This window comes from Halobacillus sp. ABA4_118, assembly GCF_056160205.1.
Genome location: NZ_JBSWWS010000001.1, coordinates 3526841 through 3546965, shown reverse-complemented (window position 1 = coordinate 3546965; position 20125 = coordinate 3526841). Strand labels below are relative to the sequence as shown.

Sequence of the window (20125 nt, the reverse complement as noted above, 5' to 3'; positions counted from 1 at the left end):
GTTTGATATTTTATTGACCAGGCTATAAGATTGCGCTATCATGGTAATGTCCTAGTTAAACCATGTGTGATCGATCCATGCTGCATGGATTACAGCATAGAGGGGGGAAAAGTATGAGCGATAAAAAGAGGGTGTCCCGACGTCAGTTTCTGAACTACACGCTCACTGGTGTAGGCGGTTTCATGGCTGCCGGTATGCTTGCTCCGATGGTTCGGTTCGCAATCGATCCCGTTTTGAAGTCCAAAGAAGGCGGCGATTTGAAATCGGTTGCTTCTGTCGATGAGATCACAAAAGAGCCGCAGCGCTTCGAGTGGACCATCGACCAGGTGGACGGCTGGTACGAATCTGAAGTACAGAAAACAGCCTGGGTATACAAGGATGACAATGATGAAATCGTTGCCCTGTCACCGATCTGCACCCATTTAGGCTGTACAGTGGACTGGGGTTCCAATGATGAGTACCCGAATGAGTTCTACTGTCCGTGTCACGGGGGCCGTTATACAAAAGACGGCGATAACGTTCCGGGCACACCGCCGACCGCACCATTACCTGTTTTTGAGCACGAAACCAAAGAAGGTATGCTTTATTTAGGTGAAGCAAAAGACAGAGGGGGGGCATAACACATGCTTCAGAGAATTTACGACTGGGTGGACGAGCGTGTCGATGTAACCCCGTTATGGCGTGATATAGCGGATCACGAAGTTCCTGAGCACGTCAACCCGGCACATCACTTTTCAGCATTTGTTTACTGTTTTGGTGGTCTTACATTCTTCGTAACAGTCATTCAGATTCTGTCCGGAATGTTCCTGACCATGTACTATGTACCAGATATTGAGAACGCATGGAAATCGGTTTATTACTTACAGCGAGAGGTTGCTTACGGTCAAATCGTACGTGGGATGCACCACTGGGGCGCCAGTCTCGTCATTGTGATGTTATTCTTACATACACTGCGGGTATTCTTCCAGGGCGCTTATAAAAAGCCGCGTGAATTGAACTGGGTGATTGGGGTCCTATTGTTCTTTGTCATGCTTGGTCTTGGTTTTACAGGGTATCTGCTTCCATGGGATAACAAAGCTTATTTCGCTACTCAGGTAGGTCTTGAGATTGCAGCGGCAACACCGTTTATCGGAGATCAAATCCGTACACTGCTTGCCGGTGACCCATCGATTGTTGGTGCTCAAACGCTTACACGTTTCTTTGCTATCCACGTATTTTTCCTTCCGGCAGCATTGTTCGGATTAATGGCCTTCCACTTTGTCCTAATCCGTAAACAAGGTATTTCCGGACCACTATAAAATAGCAAAAGAAGGAGGGAAAGCTGTGCATAGGGGAAAAGGGATGAAGTTCGTCGGTGATTCAAGGGTCACTGCCGAACAAAAAGCCAATTTACCAAAAGACTATTCAGAATATCCAGGCCGCACGGAAGCGTTCTGGCCCAACTTCCTGTTGAAAGAGTGGCTGGTAGGATCGGTCTTTCTGATCGGGTTTTTAATACTTACCGCTGCCCATCCGTCACCGCTGGAGCAGCAGGCGGATCCAAACAACGCGAGTTACATTCCGCTACCGGACTGGTACTTCCTGTTCTTGTATCAATTCCTTAAATATCAATTTGCCGGCGGGGATTACATTGTTCTCGGAGCGATTGTTATGCCGGGTCTTGCCTTCGGTGCACTTCTGCTGGCACCGTTCCTGGACCGTGGACCGGAACGACGTCCTCACAAGCGTCCAATTGCTGTAGGCCTGATGCTTCTTGGTTTCGCAGCCACCTTTTGGCTTACCTATGAATCCGTCACACATGCAGATTACGAAATGCGTGCGGAGAAATATGGTGTGAACGTGGAAGCGGTTGAATCCACAATTGATAAATCAGCTCCGGGTTATGCCGTGTATGAAGCCAACTGTCTGAGCTGTCACGGCGATGCCCTTCAAGGTCAGGGAAGCTACCCATCATTAATTGATGCAGAGCTGACGGTTGACCAAGTGAAGGACATTGCAGTGAATGGTAAAGGCGCCATGCCGGCTGGAATCTTTAACGGAACGGATGAGGAACTCCAGCAGCTTGCTGAGTTTGTTGTCGGGGCAGGCAGTGGTGAAGGAGGCTCATCTGAAGGAGAAGGTTCTTCTGAAGGAGAAGGTTCTTCTGAAGAAGAAGGATCTTCCGAGGGTGAAGGCTCATCTGAAGAAGAAGGATCTTCTGAGGGTGAAGGTTCATCTGAAGAAGAGGGATCTTCCGAAGATGAAGGTTCTTCTGGAGAAGAAGGATCTACTGAGGGAGAAAGCTCTGAAGAAGAAAATTCCGAGGAAGAGAACGGTTCTTCTGAAGAATGAACGAAATAGATCGATGGATGCCGCGCTGAGACATGCGCGGTTTCTTTTGTTACAGGAGGAAGGTTCGCATGAAACAGATGTTGACATATATTTTGACGCACCGGCTTTTTTTAATCGTATTATTTTTTGTTAATCTCGGAGGAACGATTTACGGGTATCTATGGTATGAACCGCAGCTGGAGGTAACAGAACCGATCTTCCTCCTGTTTGTTCCTGACAGCCCCACAGCCAGTTTGTTTTTTACAATCTTTCTTGGTTTTTATCTATTCGGAAGGAATGTCCCATATATAGAAGCGCTCGCGCTCATTACACTGCTTAAATATGGGGTATGGGCGGTGGTGATGAACGGTCTTACCTTTATGGAGTATGGCGCTCTGCCGTGGACCGGTTACATGCTTATACTTTCTCATAGTGCCATGGCTGTTCAGGGGGTTCTGTATGCGCCCTTTTATGCAATGCGGATCAGGCATATTCTTTTTGCTGCTGTATGGACGCTTCATAATGATGTCATTGACTATGTCTTTGAACAGATGCCTGTCTATCCGGCTATTATGGAGCATATGAAGGAAATTGGCTATTTCACCTTCTGGCTGAGTCTGATCTGTATAGGTGCAGCCTATTCCCTTATGAAAAAGATACAGAACGTCTAAATGTGGATCCCCTTTCATAACATGTAACTAATCGGGATAATGAGAGGGGAGAAGTGAAATGGGACAGGTGTGTAAAGTTGTGTTCATATCCCTGATTTTCACACTCATGCCGCTGAGCCTGCATGATGGGTGGGGTGAGGGAGCCCCGGAGCAGTGGGAACGATTTTACAGCCAGTACAGGTCACTTCTTCATGACGGAAAAATTGAGGCAGCAGAGAGGCTCCTGCATAGCAGGTGGACGGATATGGAAACCTATATGCGCGGGGTGTCTGAAGAGGACCGAACCGTCTGGGAGAACTTGAACATGTCCGAAAATGGAGACCGGCCGTCGGAAGCGGCTCTCCTATTCTTTGAAGTGCTTACTGCACCAGACAGAGAAACAGCAGTGGAACAAAAATTAGCAGCTTTCCATGAGGCATTGTATAGTACTCCGGCGGAGCAGGTTCTTCTGGACTGGGAGAACCTTGAGCCGGTCGTGATGCACGTGTATGACACTGTAGATACCAGACAGCTCCGGCAGGCACTTGAACAGCATCATCTTCAACCGACGGCCGAAACGGCTGCCTATGCCTCTGCAATGGTCGATGCGCTGGTTCAGGGCAGCAGTGGTGAAGGAGTGTCTTTGCAGGGAACGGCTGCCGGGGTGGGAGGATTTATCCTTGCGGTTCTTTTTTATGTAGGGGTGATGAAGCACCCTTCCCGTTCAAAAATTAGACACACAATAAAAGAACATAATAGTTGATTTTCCAGAGGGATTTGACTAAAATTGACCTAAGAACCATTCTTATGGAGGAATGACAAATGAGTTTTATCATTTACTTTGCTTTGATTTTTATTATCCCTTTGTGGGCTCAGTCTAAAGTGAAGTCTACGTACAAAAAATATTCACAAGTCCCTACTTCATCGTCCATGTCAGGTGCTGAAGTAGCACGAAAAATTCTTAATGACAACGGCCTCTTTAATGTAGCTGTGGAAGAAGTCCGCGGCCATTTGACAGACCATTACGATCCGCGCTCCAAAGTGATTCGTCTTTCTTCAGACATTTATCACGGACGCTCCACAGCCGGTGCAGCAGTGGCAGCACACGAAGTGGGGCACGCCATACAGGATGCGGAGGATTATGCTTTCCTTCGTTTCCGAAGCGCCCTCGTCCCGGTAGCAAGCTTTGGTTCCAATATCTCTATCTTCCTATTGATTGGTGGTATGCTGCTTCAGATGACAGGTCTTGTCTTTGTCGGGATTGTCTTCTTCGCAGCAGCCGTGCTGTTCCAGCTGATTACACTGCCTGTGGAATTCGATGCTTCCAACCGTGCCATGGCACAGCTGGTGTCGACCGGCGTCATCCGGAATGATGAAGAACGGAAAACGAAGAAGGTCCTCAATGCTGCGGCAATGACATATGTGGCGGGTGCACTCGTTGCCCTTGCCGAACTTCTCCGCTTTGTATTCATGTTCATTGGGATGAACGAAGAGTAAAGGACAGGAAAAAAGACCTCCGGCAGCGGAGGTCTTTTTTTGTTTTCCAGGATGGTCCTAGTCAATGGGGTTTTTGTTTTCATCCAAAGTAAACCCCTCACCCATCACATCATGGACGTGGCTGACGGCTACAAACGCATGGGGATCAATCTGTTCAATGATGGTCTTTAGCCGCACAATTTCGTTTTTCGCTATAACACAATATAAAACATCCCGTTTAGAACCGGAAAACGATCCGCGGCCGTCAAGTACGGTCACACCTCGATCCATCTCCTGCATAACTTTTTGTGAGATCTCTTCGCTCTTTTCCGATATGATGGTCGTTCCACGGGCAGCGTAGGCACCTTCCTGGATGAAATCAATCACTTTCGCACCGACAAAAACCGCGACAAGCGTATACATTCCTCGGACATGTTCTAAATAAGTAATGGCAGAAATGAAAATCACGAGAGCATCAAAAACGAACATCGCCCGGCCCATACTCCAGCCAAGGTATTTGTTGATGAGTCTGGCGATGATGTCCACACCACCGGTTGTTCCGCCATATCGGAATATGATTCCTAAACCGACGCCGATAAACACCCCCGCAAACAGCGAAGCCAGTGTAAGATCATCCGAAAGATCGATGGTAATCATATACCGCTGGGACAGAGCTATAAATACGGAAACCGCGACAATTCCAATCAAGGAGTACAAAAATGTCGTACGTCCCAAAATCCGCCATCCGATAAAAAGGACGGGAATGTTCAAAACAATGTTCATCACAGCAGGATCCCAGTTGAATAAATACAGCAGTAAAAGGGTGATCCCTGTGAAGCCGCCTTCACCGAGTTCATTCTGAATATTGAAATGAACGATCCCGAACGAAAACACAGCGGACCCCAGTATAATCAGGGTTATATTTTTCACACGCAGTCCGAAAATTTTCATATGTCCACCTCCAAGGTCATCTGCACGATTATCATTATAGTTGTTTGTCGAATGAGCGGCAATATGAACAGGCAGGAGAAGGTGGAATAAACGGAAAATTTGTCAAATGAGCTCCTTTTGGCTAACATTTAGAGAGAATCCGTGAAGGAAAAGAGGGACTTATAATGGAATATACAACACAGGACATCCAAAAACGTGTCGATAACTACATATCACAATTTAAAGAGGGGTATTTCTCACCTCTCAGCCTTCAGGCAAGGCTTACAGAAGAAGTTGGAGAAATGGCAAGGGAAGTCAATCACAGATATGGGGAGAAACCTAAGAAAAAGACCGAAAAGGATAAAGCATTGGAAGAGGAGCTTGGCGATGTCATCTTTGTGCTGACTTGTTTCGCAAACTCTCTTGATATCGACCTGTCTGAGGCATTTGAGCAGTCCATGAGCAAAATAGAAACTCGGGATAAAGACCGTTGGACTAAAAAGGAGGAAGAGTAATGGAAACGATTAAGGTGATTGTAGCAGGACCTCGTGGTAAAATGGGCAGTGAAGCCTTGAATATGATACAACGGGAGCAGCACTTGAGCCTGGCCGCATGTATTGACAGGGAAAATGACGGCATGAATATAAGGGATATCCAGGGACTCCCTGACTTGGACGCTTTGATCTACACGGATGCCGAAGTCTGCCTGAATGAGGTGGAGGCGGACGTACTGATTGATCTTACGACGCCGGATAACGGGTATATCCATACGAAGCTTGCATTGAACAATGGCGTGCGTCCGGTGGTCGGCACAACGGGGTTTACGCAGGAGCAGCTTCAGGAATTGACCAGCCTTGCCGAAGAAAAACAGCTGGGTACCGTGATTGCACCGAACTTCGCTATCGGCGCCGTTTTAATGATGCAGTTTTCCAAATGGGCCGCCAAGCATTTTCCTGATGTTGAAATCATTGAAAAACATCATGACCAGAAGCTTGATGCCCCATCAGGTACAGCGGTGAAGACGGCGGAGTTGATTAAGGAAGTCCGCAATCCTCATCATCAGGGCCACAAGGATGAAAAAGAAACCCTGCAGGGCGCCCGTGGTGCTGATGAAGAGGGAATGAGAATTCATAGTATGCGTCTTCCGGGGCTCGTCGCTCACCAGGAAGTCGTCTTCGGTGGACTTGGAGAAACCCTCACAATCAAGCACGATTCCATTCACAGGGAGTCTTTCATGAGTGGAGTGAAGCTTGCTGTTGAAAAAGCTGTTGAACTGGATACGCTGGTTTATGGATTGGAACATCTACTCGATTAAAAGGGGAGTTTGACCATGAACATTGCTTTAATTGCCCACGATAAAAAGAAAGAAGATATCATTCAGTTTACAAAAAAGCATGCCGCTGTTTTTTCGAAGCATGAACTTTTCGCAACGGGAACGACAGGTATGCGGATTGCGGATGAAACTGGATTGAACGTGACTCGTTTCCAATCCGGCCCGCTCGGCGGGGATCAGCAGATCGGAGCGAGAATTGCAGACGAACAAATGCAGATGGTCATTTTCTTCAGAGACCCGCTCACTGCCCAGCCTCATGAGCCGGACATCAGCGCTCTTCTACGCCTTTGTGATGTCCACCAGATTCCAGTTGCAACGAACCTGGCAGGCGCAGAGATTATGGTAAGAGCTCTCGATCATGACGATATTGAATGGAACAGCATCATAGAAGAGAACAGAAAACAGGAGTGAACGTAGTATGGCTAAAATAGGAATCACCTGCTACCCGACTGTCGGGGGATCAGGTGTCATCGCAACAGAACTGGGTAAGCTGCTCGCTGAAAATGGGCATGAAATACATTTTGTGGCCTCACAGGTACCTTTCCGGCTGAACCGGGTGTATCCGAATATTTATTACCACGAGGTGGAGGTCAGCAGCTATCCTGTCTTTCAGCATCCACCCTATGATTTGGCATTAGCAGCAAAGATGGCGGATGTCATCAATCGTGAAGAACTGGATATTCTTCATGTGCACTATGCGATGCCGCATGCGGTCTGTGCTATTTTAGCCAAGCAGATGTGTAACCGTGATGTGAAAATTATAACGACCCTTCATGGGACGGATATTACTGTACTGGGGATCGATACGAGCCTTCAGGAAATGATCAAATTCGGTATTGAACAGTCTGACCGTGTGACCGCTGTCTCTCATAGTCTTGTGGACCAGACACAGGAAATGCTACATACAGATCGTTCCATTGATGTGATTTACAACTTCGTTGATGAACGTGAATATTACCGGAAGTCGAACCAGCACTTGAAGGACCATTACGGCATCAAAGATGAGGATGCTGTCTTGATTCACATTTCCAATTTCAGGAAGGTTAAGCGGGTGCCTGATGTGATCCAGACCTTTGCCAAAGTCCGATCGGAAAGACCTGCAAAGCTCCTTCTCGTCGGTGACGGTCCGGAGTATTCCGCCTGTTATCAGCTTGTTCAGGACCTCGGATTGGATGGTGATGTATTATTCCTTGGGAAGCAGGAGAATGTCAGTGATCTGCTTTCCATTGCTGACCTTAAGCTTCTCTTGTCCGAAAAAGAGAGCTTCGGTCTGGTTCTCCTTGAGGCGATGGCCTGCGGTGTTCCGTCCATCGGCACGAATATCGGAGGGATACCTGAAGTTATTGATCACGGTGAAACGGGTTATATAGCTGAACTGGGGAATATTGAACAGACGGCATATTTTGCCAATAAAATCCTTGCTGACACGGACCATCATCACCAAATGTCTAAACGGGCGAAAACAGTCGTGCAGGATAAATTTGCCACAGCCACCATTTTGAATGAATATGAAGAATTGTATCGGCAGGTGCTTGCTGATGAAGCATGACCCTCTTTTTGAACAAGCCTTTGAGGTGATGCAGAGAATTGAGGAAGCCGGTGGCGAAGCGTATATAGCCGGTGGTGCTGTAAGGGATCATGTAAGTGGTAGAGCGGTTGGTGATATCGATATCGCTTCATCCCTGCCTCCTTCGAAAATCCAGGAAATCTTTGAAAAGGTCATTCCTGTTGGTATCGAGCACGGCACGGTCATCGTCAGACACCGATCCATCTCCTATGAGGTGACGACCTTCCGAACAGAATCCGGATATGAGGACTACAGGCATCCCGATGAGGTGACCTTCGTCTCTGATATTCGAACAGATCTTGCCCGGCGGGATTTTACGATGAATGCTATGGCCATGGACAGACAGGGCAGGATCATTGATCCTTTTGATGGGAGAAAGGCAATAAAACATAAACAGATAATGGCTGTCGGTAATCCCTGCGACCGATTTCAGGAAGACCCTTTACGAATGATGAGGGCGGTCCGTTTTTCGAGCCAGCTTTGTTTTGAAGTGACAGGGGCCACAAAAGAGGCGCTGATAAAGCAGGCTCCACTACTCGCGAACATATCGATGGAACGAGTGGCGGAAGAGACACGAAAAACCTTCGCTGGTCAAGGCATAAAGAATGCGCTGGGGCTTCTTGAGGAAACCGGTCTGTTACATCAGCTTCCTTTTCTTAAAGAAACGGGGCTTTTTAAAAATCCTCCGCTCAGCCCTTTGAAATCGTGGCCGGAGATAGCAAACTTTCTCTGTCTTCAGGATTCTTCTTTTCCTGCATCTGCTTTTCTTAAAACATGGAAACGATCGAATCAGGAAAAAAGAGAAACGGATCAACTGATGGAAGCCATGACCCTTTATACGGACGCAGAAGATGTGACCGCATGGCTGGCCTACTGTCTTCCCGAATCATTGTACAGTTCATTTGACCGTGTCACGGAAGCGGCAGGAATGGATCGTGGCATAAAAGAACGCCTGTTGGATCAGAAGCATCACCTGCCTATCGGCCATAGAAAAGACCTTCAGTTTGAGTCGATGGACTTGATTGCCCTGCACCCGGAAAAAACGAAAGGCCCCTGGATATCAGAAACGATGAAGGCCGTGGAGCGAAATGTAGTCGAAGGGGTGCTGGAGAACGATTATGAAAAAATAAAGGAGTGGGTCATCACATGGAATCCACCCGGAAACATCTGATTGAATTATTGACGAAGCAGGAAGGTCATATTTCCGGACAGCAGTTATCTGAACAGCTGAATATATCAAGGACCGCTGTATGGAAGCATATGAATGAATTGAAAAAAGACGGCTATGAAATCGAAGCGGTTCAACGGAAAGGGTATAAAATCCAAGGGTTCCCGGACAAGATCAGCGAAAACACATTACAGTGGGGTCTTGAAACCCGGTGGATGGGACACCAGCTGTATCATTATGATCAGGTGGATTCCACACAGGAAATCGTCCATCAGATGGCCAAGCAGGGGAAACCACATGGAACCGTTGTGGTCGCCGATGAACAAGTCGGAGGAAAAGGACGCATGGCCCGTAGCTGGGACTCACCGAAAGGCAAAGGGATATGGATGAGCTTTCTGCTGAAGCCGGATCTGCCACCCGTGGAAGCGCCGCAGTTGACCCTTCTTGCAGCTACGGTTATTGCTAAAATGATTGATGAGCGCTCCGAGCTTGAGCCACAGATCAAGTGGCCGAACGATGTGTTGATCCATCACAAAAAAGTGTCGGGAATTCTTACAGAAATGCAGGCAGAACAGGATACGATCCAGTACATCGTGCTCGGCATCGGCATGAACGTCAATCAGGAGGAGGAAGACATCCCTTCTGATATCCGTTATAAAGCCTCTTCCTTTAAAACCGAGTCCGGTGTTGATTGGAACATACAAAAAACGATCCAGCATTTTCTTACATTGTTTGAATCCTCCTACGACCAGTTCATCCGTGATGGCTTCCAATCGGTCAAAGAAGACTGGGAGAAGTACGGATATAAGATCGGGGAGGACGTCACGATTTCGACGATGAAAGAGACGTGGGAAGCGACTCTTCTCGGAATCGAACCGGATGGAGCTCTGCGCGCCAGGAGAAAGACAGGGGAAGAAGAGAAATTGTATTCAGCGGAAATTCATTGGGGAGAAGGTGGATACCTTGCTTAACAAACAGCAGTTCCTTCAAATGAAACACGATCAAGAAAAAATAACGATGGTGACAAGCTACGATTATCCTTCTGCGAAACTAGTGGAAGCAGCGGGAGCTGATATGATTTTAGTCGGCGACAGTCTTGGTATGACCGTCCTCGGTTATGAATCCACGATTCCTGTGACCGTCGAGGATATGATCCATCACGGAAAAGCGGTCAGCCGCGGGGCAGGCCAAACGTTCAAAGTTGTAGATATGCCGTTCATGTCTTATCACATTTCCACAGCTGATACACTCAGCAACGCGAAAAAGCTGTACCAGGAAACAGACGCACAGGCTTTGAAACTGGAAGGAAGCGGAGAAGTCTCTGAAACCATAGCTAAGCTTGTCAAAGCCGGCATTCCGGTTGTCGGACACATCGGACTGACGCCGCAGTCGGTCAATGTGCTCGGTGGATACAAAGTGCAGGGAAAAGACAAGGAAACCGCTGCGCGTTTACTGGATGAGGCATTGGAAATCGAAAGGGCCGGGGCGATGATGCTCGTTCTTGAATGTGTTCCTCGTCAACTGGCCTCTTTCATAACCGAAAAGCTGGCCATCCCTACCATCGGGATTGGAGCGGGAGCCGACTGTGACGGGCAGGTTCTGGTCTACCATGATCTTCTCAACTATGGAGTGGGGCGTCTTCCTAAATTTGTGAAGTCCTACACCGATGGAAATCAAGCTTTTGGGGACGGGATTACCCGCTATGTCCAAGAGGTTAAAAGCGGGGCATTTCCTGAGGAAAAACATACGTTTACAATGAATATGTCGGGTCTTCCAAAGGAGTAAGTGATTGGGAATGAAAGTATTTGGTAACATTAGAGATGTACAGCAGCATGTAAAACAGGTGAAAAAGGAAGGCCGGACCGTGGGGTTTGTTCCAACGATGGGTTACCTTCATGAAGGACATCTGAAGTTGATCGAGACCGCCCGGAGCGAAAATGACATAGTTATCCTCAGCATTTTCGTCAATCCCCTGCAGTTTGGAGCTGGAGAAGATCTGGATACATATCCCCGCGATGAAGAACGGGACAGAAACCTAGCGGAAGAACACGGCGTGGATGTTTTATTTTTCCCAACCACAGCCATGATGTATCCGGAGCCTATGTCGATTCAGCTGTCTGTCAAGAAAAGGACGGATGTGCTGTGTGGAAAAAGCCGGCCCGGACACTTTGACGGGGTGGCCGCGGTTTTGACTAAATTATTCAACATCGTGATGCCCGATCAAGCGTATTTCGGGATGAAGGATGCTCAGCAGGTGGCTGTCGTTGATGCGCTGATCAACGACTTCAATTATGATATCCAACTCGTCCCTGTAGCTACAGTGCGTGAGGAAGACGGCCTTGCCAAGAGCAGTCGTAACGTTCACCTCACAGCAGGGGAAAGAGATGAGGCCCCGGCGATTCAGGAATCGCTGCAGGCAGGAAGGCGGATGGTGGAGGATGGGGAGAGGAGCCCCGCCCGAATCATAGAATCGGTTACAAAGTTTCTCGAAAGCAGAACTCGTGGTAGAATAGACTATATTGAATTACTATCTTATCCTGAATTGACATCTGTGGACGTCATAGACAGGCCTGTTATTCTGGCCGCTGCCGTTTTCTATGAAAAGGCCCGGCTGATTGATAATGTGGTTTTTGACCGGAATGGAAAGATAACAACAGGGTGAGGCACAGGGAGGAAACAAGATGTTTCGAACGATGATGAAATCAAAAATTCATCGCGCCCGTGTTACGGAAGCGAATTTAAACTATGTGGGAAGCATTACGATAGATCAGGATATTCTGGATCAGGCGGGGATTCTTCCCCACGAAAAAGTCCAGGTCGTCAACAATAATAATGGTGCCCGGCTGGAGACCTATGTGATAGCCGGAGAAAGAGGCAGTGGCGTCGTCTGCCTGAACGGAGCAGCCGCCCGTCTCGTGCAGCCGGGTGATATCGTAATCATCGTAGCCTATGCCATGCTCAGTGAGGAAGAGCTTGGGGAATTCCGTCCAAAAATTGCTCTCATGAATGAACAGAATCAGGTGGTGGAAATGATAGAGGAAGAGCCGCCTTTATCAACGCTTCCACTTTATTGAAAGCTTAAAGCATGAGAAGAGGATCTGTGCCTGTCCGTGAAGGCAGGGTCCTTCCTTTTTGTGGTGAAAGTAGGGGTAACATGACAACATTTGCAATCGTAGATTTAGAAACAACAGGAAACGCATCACCTAAAGGAGACCGGATCATTGAAATCGGAATCGTTCTAATGAATGAAGCAGGTTCTGTGATTCGTGAATTCTCTTCTTTGATCTATCCGGAAAGAGACATTCCACCTTTTATTACGTCTCTGACCGGGATTGATGAAGAGGATGTCATGGATGCGCCATTGTTTTCAGAAATAGCTGGGGACATTCATCCATTATTCAAAGATGCTTATATCGTGGCGCATAACATTGAATTTGATCTTGGTTTCCTAAATGATGAACTGCAGAGATGCGGATTTCCACGCTTACATAATCCCATCATTGATACAGTAGAACTGGCCAGGATCATGCTTCCGACTTCCTCTGCTTTTAAACTCGGACATCTGGCTGAAAAGCTGGACATGGGCCATGACCGCCCGCATAGAGCGCTCTCAGATGCCCAGGTGACTGCTGATTTGCTGCAGTATCTGCTGAAACAGATGCAGGCCCTTCCGGAAAGGACACTATCCCAGCTACTGAAAATCGAGGCAAAACTGAAAAGTGACCTGAGGTCCTTTTTCGAGTCTGCGGTAGAGGAAGCGAGGTATCGGAATCAAAAAGACACCGATATCGAAATTTTGTACGGTATAGCTGTCCGGAGCCGCCGCCCGGATGAGGTGCGTTCCGCTTCTTCCTCAATCTTTCCACCTTTTGAGCAGTGGAACAAAGAGGTATATGAAGGGGAGAACGGTCTGAAATCAATGGTTCCGGAATATGAAATCCGGAAGGGACAGCAGGAAATGACCTCCCATGTCCACAAGGCTCTGGAAGAGAACCGTCACGCTGTGATCGAAGCAGGGGCCGGTACCGGGAAGTCCGCCGCCTACCTTCTTCCTGCGGTCTATCATGCGGTGAAAAATGATGAGCGTATTTTAATAACGACACATACCAACAGCCTGCAGAAACAGCTTCTGGAAGAAGAAATTCCGAAAATTGAACGTATGTTTCCAAGACCAATCCGTGCCGTTTTATACAAAGGTAAAGGTCATTACATCAGTTTGATTCACTTTCAATATGAGCTTGAGCGCAGCTATCAGGATAATTATGATACAGCTCTGACGAAAGCTATGCTTCTCGTCTGGCTCACTAAAACACGAACCGGTGATATTGATGAAGTTCAGCTTCCTTCGAACGGCCGTCAATTCTGGCATAAGGTTTCAGCCGAGCAGTCCTCTAAAACGGAACAGCTCGGGTATACGGATGATTCCTTTTTCCAGTGGGCGTTGAGAAGAGCGGAAGAGGCTGATATCATCATTACAAACCATGCTCTGTTCTGTCTGGATATCATCAAAGAAGAAACATCCCTGCCTTCCTATGATCGTGCCGTTGTGGATGAGGCCCATCACCTGGAAGCCGTAGCCGGAAGGTATTTCGGCCTGCGGATGAACTACAGGGATCTCCAGAGGTATTTAACGCAGACGACGGAACTTGCCCAGAAAAGTCTGTATAAGGGATGGCCTGTCCCGCAGTCCTTTTACAGTCACCTGAACAAACTCCAAAAGGCCGTGGATGAAGCTAAGGAAGAACTCAGCCAGTTTTCCAGGTACATTTACCAGCATGTGAAAAAGCAAAGAAATTCAAACAGAGGCAGAAGTGATGTAGGGCGGACACAGATGACTCTGGAAAAAGAACGGTCCGCTTCGTTCATGCAGAGTGCGAAGGAAATGTCGAACCGCTTTTTGTCTGCGGTGTTTGTCATAACCGAGCAGTTGACGTCCATGCAGAATGAACTGCAGATTCTTCTTACATTAAAAGAAGACCATGGCATTCCTATCCTTCTTTCGAGAATCCACACGCAAAAGGAAGTCTGTCTGGATATCCGGCATCAGTTGATCAACTATTTTGATAGTCAGGATGAAGAGAGTGTCCGCTGGATTGAAATTGAAGGGGAAGGGGCAGCCAATTCGATTTACTTGTACAGCGAACCATTGAACACTCCCGGCATTTTGAAGGAACGGTTGTTCAATCAGAAGAAGAGCGTCGTACTGACCAGTGCCACGCTTACAACCGGAGATTCTTTCAAGTACATCCGTGAATCGCTGGGTCTTGGAGATGAACCTGATGTCATCGAGACGTCGATTCCTTCTCCATATCCTTTCCACGAACAGGTGCAGCTGTTGGTACCGGATGACTTTCCTGATATTAAAACCGATCCCGATACATTTATTGAAGCTTTGAGTGAAGCGATTTATTCAACAGCACATGTCACAAACGGACGGATGATGGTGCTCTTCACTTCTTATGATATGCTCCGCCGGACATACAGTCTCTTAAAGGAATTCATAGACCCTGAAGAATTTATGATTTTTGCACAAGGGATTTCGAGCGGAAGCAGAGACCGTTTGAAAAAGAATTTCCAGGCATTCGATCAGGCCATCCTTCTCGGGACGAGTTCCTTCTGGGAAGGTGTGGATATTCCAGGGGATGACTTGTCTTGTCTCATGATGGTGCGGCTGCCTTTCGCACCCCCGGATCAACCTGTGCAGAAGTCGATCGATCAACGTCTGAAGCAGGAAGGGAAAAACGCGTTTATGGAAAAGTCCCTTCCGCAGGCAATCATCCGATTTAAACAGGGGTTCGGGCGGCTGATTAGAAGCAGCAGTGACCGAGGCGTTGTCATCGTGTGTGATCAGCGTCTGATGGAATCGAAGTATGGGAAGTATTTCTTATCATCCCTTCCTGATATACCGGTCGTTTATGATTCGACAAAAAAACTAATGGACCGGATTGAAAACTGGCTGTAACCGATACCCTGGTGCGGAAAGAGCTGTTATAATTACAATCGGGCACAGGCCTGGTAAAGGGAGGAAGAAACGATGGAAAACAAAATAGAAACGTTATCTACAGTTAAAATTAAAAAGACAGATGACCTCTATAAAGTGGTAGACACATTGAATCGCACATTGAAAGAAGATAACCTAATGTTTGGAATGGCGCTGGATGATGACGATGCTGAAACCGCAGTCTTCACCATATACCGTACCTAAGTGGGTCAAATGGGGCGGCGGAATTCTCGCTGGACTTGTTCTTCTTTTACTTATTTTTTTCATCTGGATGTATACACAAATTAATCAGGACAGAACCGCAGGGCATGAACAGGCCGCAGCTTTTGCCTTGCAGAAAACGAATATGACGGCCGTGGATCAGGTTGAAACGTACAACGGGGAAACAGAAGTGTTCGTCGTAAAAGGGGAAGCGTCAGACGGAGAAGCCTCGCTCGTTTTCATCAATGAAGCAGTCGACACGGTTTTGACCGATGTGAATCAAGCTGAAGTTCTCTCAGAAGAACAACTGATCAGCCGGTGGTCCTCGAATTGTCCGGACTGCCGTTTCAAGGATGTCTCCTACGGATACGAAGAGGAACAGCCTGTCTATGAGCTCGTTTATACTGATGAGCAGGGCAGATATGTACTTGATTATTTTACATTAAGCGGAGAATCCTTTGATCAGAGGTTTGCGTTCCGACAAAACAATTAAGGAGTGAGGTTCATGAAGTTAGCAGAACGTGTACAATCATTAACACCATCCACTACATTAGCGATTACAGCCAAGGCGAAAGCGTTGAAGGCAGAAGGACACGATGTCATCGGACTTGGAGCGGGAGAACCGGACTTCAATACGCCTTCTTATATTCTGGACGCTGCAAAAAAAGCCATGGATGATGGATTGACCAAATACACACCAGCGGGTGGAATTCCTGAATTGAAAGTAAGCATCACCGATAAATTGAAGCGCGATCAGGCGCTGACGTATTCCAACGAACAAATCATTGTAACAACAGGAGCCAAACACGCCCTGTTTACGCTCTTCCAGGTTATTTTGAATCCAGGGGACGAAGTGATCGTTCCTGCTCCTTACTGGGTGAGCTATCCGGAACAAATCAAACTGGCACAGGGGAATCCGGTCATTGTGCCGGCTGAAGAAGCCAATCACTTTAAATTGACTCCAGAGCAGTTGAGAGCGTCCATTACCGATCAAACCAAAGCGGTGATTATCAATTCACCGAGCAATCCGACAGGTATGATGTATTCTGAAGAGGAACTGAAAGCTCTTGGAGAAATCTGTCTTGAACACGGGTTGTTAATCGTGTCGGATGAAATTTATGAAAAATTGATTTATACCGAAGAAAAGCATGTTTCCATTGCGCAGCTATCTGATGAGTTATACAATCAGACAGTGATCATCAATGGGGTATCCAAATCCCATTCTATGACAGGATGGAGAATCGGATTCGCAGCGGGTCCAAAAGAGATTATAAAAGGAATGACCAATATGGCTTCCCATTCCACATCAAATCCAACTTCTATTGCCCAGTATGCGGCACTTGCCGCCTATAAAGGCTCAGAAGAAAAAGTAGTGGAAATGAAAAAAGCATTCAAGGAAAGGCTGGACGTTCTTCATGAGCTCCTTCTGGAGATTCCTGGAGTGAAATGTGCCAAACCTTCCGGTGCCTTCTACTTGTTCCCGAACGTTCAGGAGACCGCTTCCCTATGCGGATTTTCATCTGTTGACGACATGGTGAAAGCACTATTGGATGAAGAAAAAATCGCTCTGGTTCCAGGATCCGGTTTTGGAAGTCCTGAGAACGTAAGGCTTTCTTATGCAACCTCCCTGGAGCAGCTGGAGGAAGCAGCCGGACGGATCAAGCGGTTCGTCGAGAAACATCAATCATAAAGCAGTGTTGGAGGTATTCGTGTGAAAACAACGATTTCAGAAGCAGCAAAACAAATTGGAAAAGAAGTCACCATTGGTGGCTGGTTAAGTAATAAGCGTTCCAGCGGAAAGATCGCGTTCCTGCAGCTCCGTGACGGTACAGGATTCATGCAGGGGATCGTCGTTAAAGCGGACATCGGCGAAGAAAAGTTCCAGGAGGCCAAAGGACTTACCCAGGAAACCTCTCTTTATGTGACCGGTGTCATTGCAGAGGATACAAGGTCCCCCCTCGGCTATGAAATGCAGGTGACAGGGTTTGAAGTAATTCAGGAAGCCGTCGACTACCCGATTACGCCAAAGGAACACGGAACAGAATTTCTTATGGATCACCGCCACCTGTGGCTCCGTTCCAAACGTCAGCATGCGGTTATGAAAGTGCGGAACGAAATTATCCGTGCAACGTATGAATTTTTCAATACAAACGGCTATGCAAAAATTGATCCACCAATCCTGACCGGCTCCTCAGCAGAAGGCTCCACGGAACTGTTCCATACGAAGTATTTCGAAGAGGATGCCTATCTCTCTCAAAGTGGACAGCTTTATATGGAAGCGGCAGCGATGGCATTCGGACGCGTTTTCAGTTTTGGACCAACGTTCCGTGCGGAAAAATCTAAAACACGTCGTCACTTGATTGAGTTTTGGATGATTGAGCCGGAGATGGCCTTTATGGATCACGAGGACAGCCTGGAAGTTCAGGAACAGTATGTCAGCCATGTGGTCCAGTCAGTATTGGACAACTGCAGAATCGAGCTCGATACACTCGGCCGTGACACAGAAAAACTGGAAAAAATCAAGGCACCGTTCCCTAGAATCAGCTACGATGATGCCGTGACGCTGTTGAAGGAAAAAGGATTTGATGACATTGAGTGGGGAGAAGACTTCGGTGCACCGCATGAAACGGCTATTGCCGAAGCTTATGACAAACCGGTGTTCATCACCAATTACCCGGCAGAAATCAAAGCATTTTACATGAAGCCGGATCCGGAACGTCCGGAAGTAGTATTATGCGCAGACATGATCGCTCCTGAAGGGTATGGCGAAATCATCGGTGGATCCCAGCGTATTGATGATCTTGAGCTGATGAAACAGCGTTATGAAGAACACGGCCTTTCCGGAGATGCCTATAAATGGTACCTGCAGCTTCGTGAGTATGGCAGCGTGCCTCACTCAGGTTTTGGACTGGGCTTAGAACGTACAGTCGCCTGGATCGCAGGTGTCGAACACGTGCGTGAAACGATTCCATTCCCACGTCTGCTTAACCGCCTGTATCCATGATAAAATAGACGGCAGAGAAAAACACCGATGTTCAGCCTACGGCTTATCGGTGTTTTTCATTCCATGAGCAAGTATAGGAACGGAGGAATTCATTTGGGAAAATACCAAAGCTTTCAAGACATCCTTGATAACCAAATAGTCGTTCCCAAACAGCTGCTGATGCATTATCACCAGTTGAATATGGATGAAACCGAATTGGTTGTCCTGCTGCAGATTCACAGGTTCGGAACAGAAGGAAATGATTTTCCGACACCTGAACAAATCGCAGAGCATTTATCTATCACAAGCCAGGACTGTTCAAAAGTTCTGCGCAGCCTTATTCAAAAACGATTGATGACCATTGAGCAGAACCATAACGAACATCAGGTCCTCAATGAGCGTTATTCTCTTGAACCATTATGGGAGAAACTGTTCACCGTGAACAAGGCGCGTCCGCAAAAGGAAACGAATTATGATGATAACATCTTTCCATTATTTGAACAGGAATTCGGCAGACCTTTGTCACCATTTGAGATTGAAACGATCAACATCTGGCTGGATGAGGAAGAACAGTCGCCAGCTTTAATTAAAGCTGCTTTAAGAGAAGCTGTATTGATGAGCAAGCTTAATTTCAAATACATCGACCGTATCCTGAGGGAATGGAAGAAAAAAGGGATCCGCACGGTGGAGCAGGCCAGAGAGCAGGGGAAACAGTTCCGTCAGGGCCAGCCCGCTCAGCGGACACAGAATCAGGAAAGAAAAAAGAGGGATATTTCTCTCTATTACAACTGGCTGGAGGAGGATTCATAAAAAAGGCTCATGTTAAATAAATCACAAATTCGTTACTGCCTGGATATTTTCGAATCGATGTATCCGGATGCTGAATGTGAATTAAACCATACCAACCCATTTGAACTTCTTGTAGCTGTCGTCTTATCCGCTCAGGCGACGGATGCGCTGGTGAACAAAGTGACTCCGGATTTATTTGCCAAATATAAAAGTCCGGAAGATTATGTGAACGTACCGCTGGAAGAACTCCAGAATGACATCAAGCGGATCGGACTATTCCGTAACAAAGCCAAAAATATTAAAAAGTTGTCGGAGACCCTGCTTGAAAAGTATGACGGCGAAGTTCCCCCCACAAAAGAACAGCTGGAAAGCCTCGCCGGGGTGGGGAGGAAAACGGCAAATGTTGTTGCCTCGGTCGCTTTTGATGAACCAGCCATCGCCGTGGACACACACGTGGAACGTGTTTCCAAGCGGCTTGGCATCTGCCGCTGGAAGGATTCCGTCCTTGAAGTAGAAAAAACATTGATGCGGAAAGTCCCGGTAGAGGAGTGGAGCGTCACGCATCACCGGATGATCTTTTTCGGGCGCTATCACTGCAAAGCCCAGCGTCCCAACTGTGAAGAATGTTCACTGCTTTCCCTTTGCAGGGAGGGGCAGAAGAGAATGAAAAAGAAAGAAAAAAACGGATGAAAATACCCGTACGCATAAAAGCGTACG

The 20125-nt window shown here is 47.3% G+C and carries 22 protein-coding genes and 1 pseudogene; 22 read left to right on the top strand and 1 reads right to left on the bottom strand.

The features are described 5' to 3' along the window. Positions 1-113: 113 nt before the first annotated feature. From ACXAGL_RS18155 to ACXAGL_RS18130, 6 genes and pseudogenes are all read left to right on the top strand, one after another. Positions 114-620, top strand: coding sequence for a QcrA and Rieske domain-containing protein (locus tag ACXAGL_RS18155; RefSeq protein WP_027954407.1), 507 nt, complete (start codon positions 114-116; stop codon positions 618-620). Positions 621-623: 3 nt separating this feature from the next. Beyond that, positions 624-1298, top strand: a complete 675-nt coding sequence (gene qcrB, locus ACXAGL_RS18150) for a menaquinol-cytochrome c reductase cytochrome b subunit (protein ID WP_027954406.1) — start codon at positions 624-626, stop codon at positions 1296-1298. A 25-nt stretch (positions 1299-1323) separates the two neighbouring features. Continuing rightward, positions 1324-2082, top strand: a pseudogene (locus tag ACXAGL_RS18145) (c-type cytochrome); the annotation flags it as partial. A gap of 326 nt (positions 2083-2408) precedes the next feature. Further along, positions 2409-2981, top strand: coding sequence for a lipoprotein heptaprenylglyceryl N-acetyltransferase LhaT (lhaT, locus tag ACXAGL_RS18140; protein WP_474972311.1), 573 nt, complete (start codon positions 2409-2411; stop codon positions 2979-2981). A gap of 58 nt (positions 2982-3039) precedes the next feature. Further along, the gene (locus ACXAGL_RS18135; protein WP_474992020.1) at positions 3040-3723 is read left to right on the top strand and encodes a hypothetical protein; all 684 of its coding nucleotides are present in this window, start codon (positions 3040-3042) and stop codon (positions 3721-3723) included. 59 nt (positions 3724-3782) lie between these two features. Next, a complete protein-coding gene (locus ACXAGL_RS18130; RefSeq protein ID WP_474968681.1) occupies positions 3783-4457 on the top strand; it encodes a zinc metallopeptidase in 675 nt (224 codons plus the stop codon). Between the two features lie 57 nt (positions 4458-4514). On the opposite strand, the gene ACXAGL_RS18125 is transcribed toward ACXAGL_RS18130, so the two are convergent. Beyond that, positions 4515-5387, bottom strand: coding sequence for a YitT family protein (locus ACXAGL_RS18125; protein ID WP_474968680.1), 873 nt, complete (start codon positions 5385-5387; stop codon positions 4515-4517). A gap of 164 nt (positions 5388-5551) precedes the next feature. Here ACXAGL_RS18125 and ACXAGL_RS18120 point away from each other — a divergent pair, with 164 nt between their 5' ends. From ACXAGL_RS18120 to nth, 16 genes are all read left to right on the top strand, one after another. Further along, on the top strand, positions 5552-5881 hold the full coding sequence (locus ACXAGL_RS18120; RefSeq protein ID WP_035531332.1) for a nucleotide pyrophosphohydrolase: 330 nt from the start codon (positions 5552-5554) through the stop codon (positions 5879-5881). After that, positions 5881-6681, top strand: a complete 801-nt coding sequence (dapB, locus tag ACXAGL_RS18115) for a 4-hydroxy-tetrahydrodipicolinate reductase (protein ID WP_474968679.1) — start codon at positions 5881-5883, stop codon at positions 6679-6681. The genes ACXAGL_RS18120 and dapB overlap by 1 nt, the downstream gene beginning before the upstream one ends. A 15-nt stretch (positions 6682-6696) precedes the next feature. Next, positions 6697-7110 carry a methylglyoxal synthase gene (gene mgsA / locus ACXAGL_RS18110; protein ID WP_474968678.1) on the top strand — a complete coding sequence of 138 codons (414 nt, stop codon included), beginning with the start codon at positions 6697-6699 and terminating at the stop codon, positions 7108-7110. Positions 7111-7117: 7 nt separating this feature from the next. After that, positions 7118-8248 carry an N-acetyl-alpha-D-glucosaminyl L-malate synthase BshA gene (gene bshA, locus ACXAGL_RS18105; protein WP_474992019.1) on the top strand — a complete coding sequence of 377 codons (1131 nt, stop codon included), beginning with the start codon at positions 7118-7120 and terminating at the stop codon, positions 8246-8248. Continuing rightward, a complete protein-coding gene (locus ACXAGL_RS18100) occupies positions 8238-9437 on the top strand; it encodes a CCA tRNA nucleotidyltransferase (protein ID WP_474968676.1) in 1200 nt (399 codons plus the stop codon). Before bshA ends, ACXAGL_RS18100 begins: the two co-directional genes overlap by 11 nt. Continuing rightward, positions 9413-10405: a biotin--[acetyl-CoA-carboxylase] ligase gene (locus ACXAGL_RS18095; RefSeq protein WP_474968675.1), complete on the top strand. Its 993-nt coding sequence runs from the start codon at positions 9413-9415 to the stop codon at positions 10403-10405. Before ACXAGL_RS18100 ends, ACXAGL_RS18095 begins: the two co-directional genes overlap by 25 nt. Then, positions 10398-11219, top strand: coding sequence for a 3-methyl-2-oxobutanoate hydroxymethyltransferase (gene panB / locus ACXAGL_RS18090; RefSeq protein WP_474992017.1), 822 nt, complete (start codon positions 10398-10400; stop codon positions 11217-11219). The genes ACXAGL_RS18095 and panB overlap by 8 nt, the downstream gene beginning before the upstream one ends. A gap of 10 nt (positions 11220-11229) precedes the next feature. Further along, positions 11230-12096 carry a pantoate--beta-alanine ligase gene (gene panC, locus ACXAGL_RS18085; RefSeq protein WP_474992399.1) on the top strand — a complete coding sequence of 289 codons (867 nt, stop codon included), beginning with the start codon at positions 11230-11232 and terminating at the stop codon, positions 12094-12096. A gap of 19 nt (positions 12097-12115) precedes the next feature. Then, the gene (gene panD, locus ACXAGL_RS18080) at positions 12116-12508 is read left to right on the top strand and encodes an aspartate 1-decarboxylase (protein WP_474968672.1); all 393 of its coding nucleotides are present in this window, start codon (positions 12116-12118) and stop codon (positions 12506-12508) included. 80 nt (positions 12509-12588) lie between these two features. Beyond that, entirely contained in the window at positions 12589-15396 is a 2808-nt protein-coding gene (gene dinG, locus ACXAGL_RS18075) for an ATP-dependent DNA helicase DinG (RefSeq protein ID WP_474992015.1), read from the top strand. A 72-nt stretch (positions 15397-15468) separates the two neighbouring features. Beyond that, entirely contained in the window at positions 15469-15639 is a 171-nt protein-coding gene (locus tag ACXAGL_RS18070) for a YpmA family protein (RefSeq protein ID WP_084163023.1), read from the top strand. Then, complete coding sequence (locus tag ACXAGL_RS18065; RefSeq protein ID WP_474971388.1) at positions 15602-16129, top strand: cell wall elongation regulator TseB-like domain-containing protein; 528 nt, start codon at positions 15602-15604, stop codon at positions 16127-16129. Before ACXAGL_RS18070 ends, ACXAGL_RS18065 begins: the two co-directional genes overlap by 38 nt. A 12-nt stretch (positions 16130-16141) precedes the next feature. Beyond that, the gene (locus tag ACXAGL_RS18060) at positions 16142-17326 is read left to right on the top strand and encodes a pyridoxal phosphate-dependent aminotransferase (protein WP_474971389.1); all 1185 of its coding nucleotides are present in this window, start codon (positions 16142-16144) and stop codon (positions 17324-17326) included. Positions 17327-17347: 21 nt separating this feature from the next. Further along, positions 17348-18640 carry an asparagine--tRNA ligase gene (gene asnS / locus ACXAGL_RS18055; RefSeq protein ID WP_474968668.1) on the top strand — a complete coding sequence of 431 codons (1293 nt, stop codon included), beginning with the start codon at positions 17348-17350 and terminating at the stop codon, positions 18638-18640. Positions 18641-18733: 93 nt separating this feature from the next. Then, positions 18734-19429 (top strand): DnaD domain-containing protein, encoded by a 696-nt coding sequence (locus ACXAGL_RS18050; RefSeq protein ID WP_474968667.1) that lies wholly within the window; start codon positions 18734-18736, stop codon positions 19427-19429. Between the two features lie 9 nt (positions 19430-19438). Then, entirely contained in the window at positions 19439-20098 is a 660-nt protein-coding gene (gene nth, locus ACXAGL_RS18045) for an endonuclease III (RefSeq protein ID WP_474968666.1), read from the top strand. Positions 20099-20125: the final 27 nt, after the last annotated feature.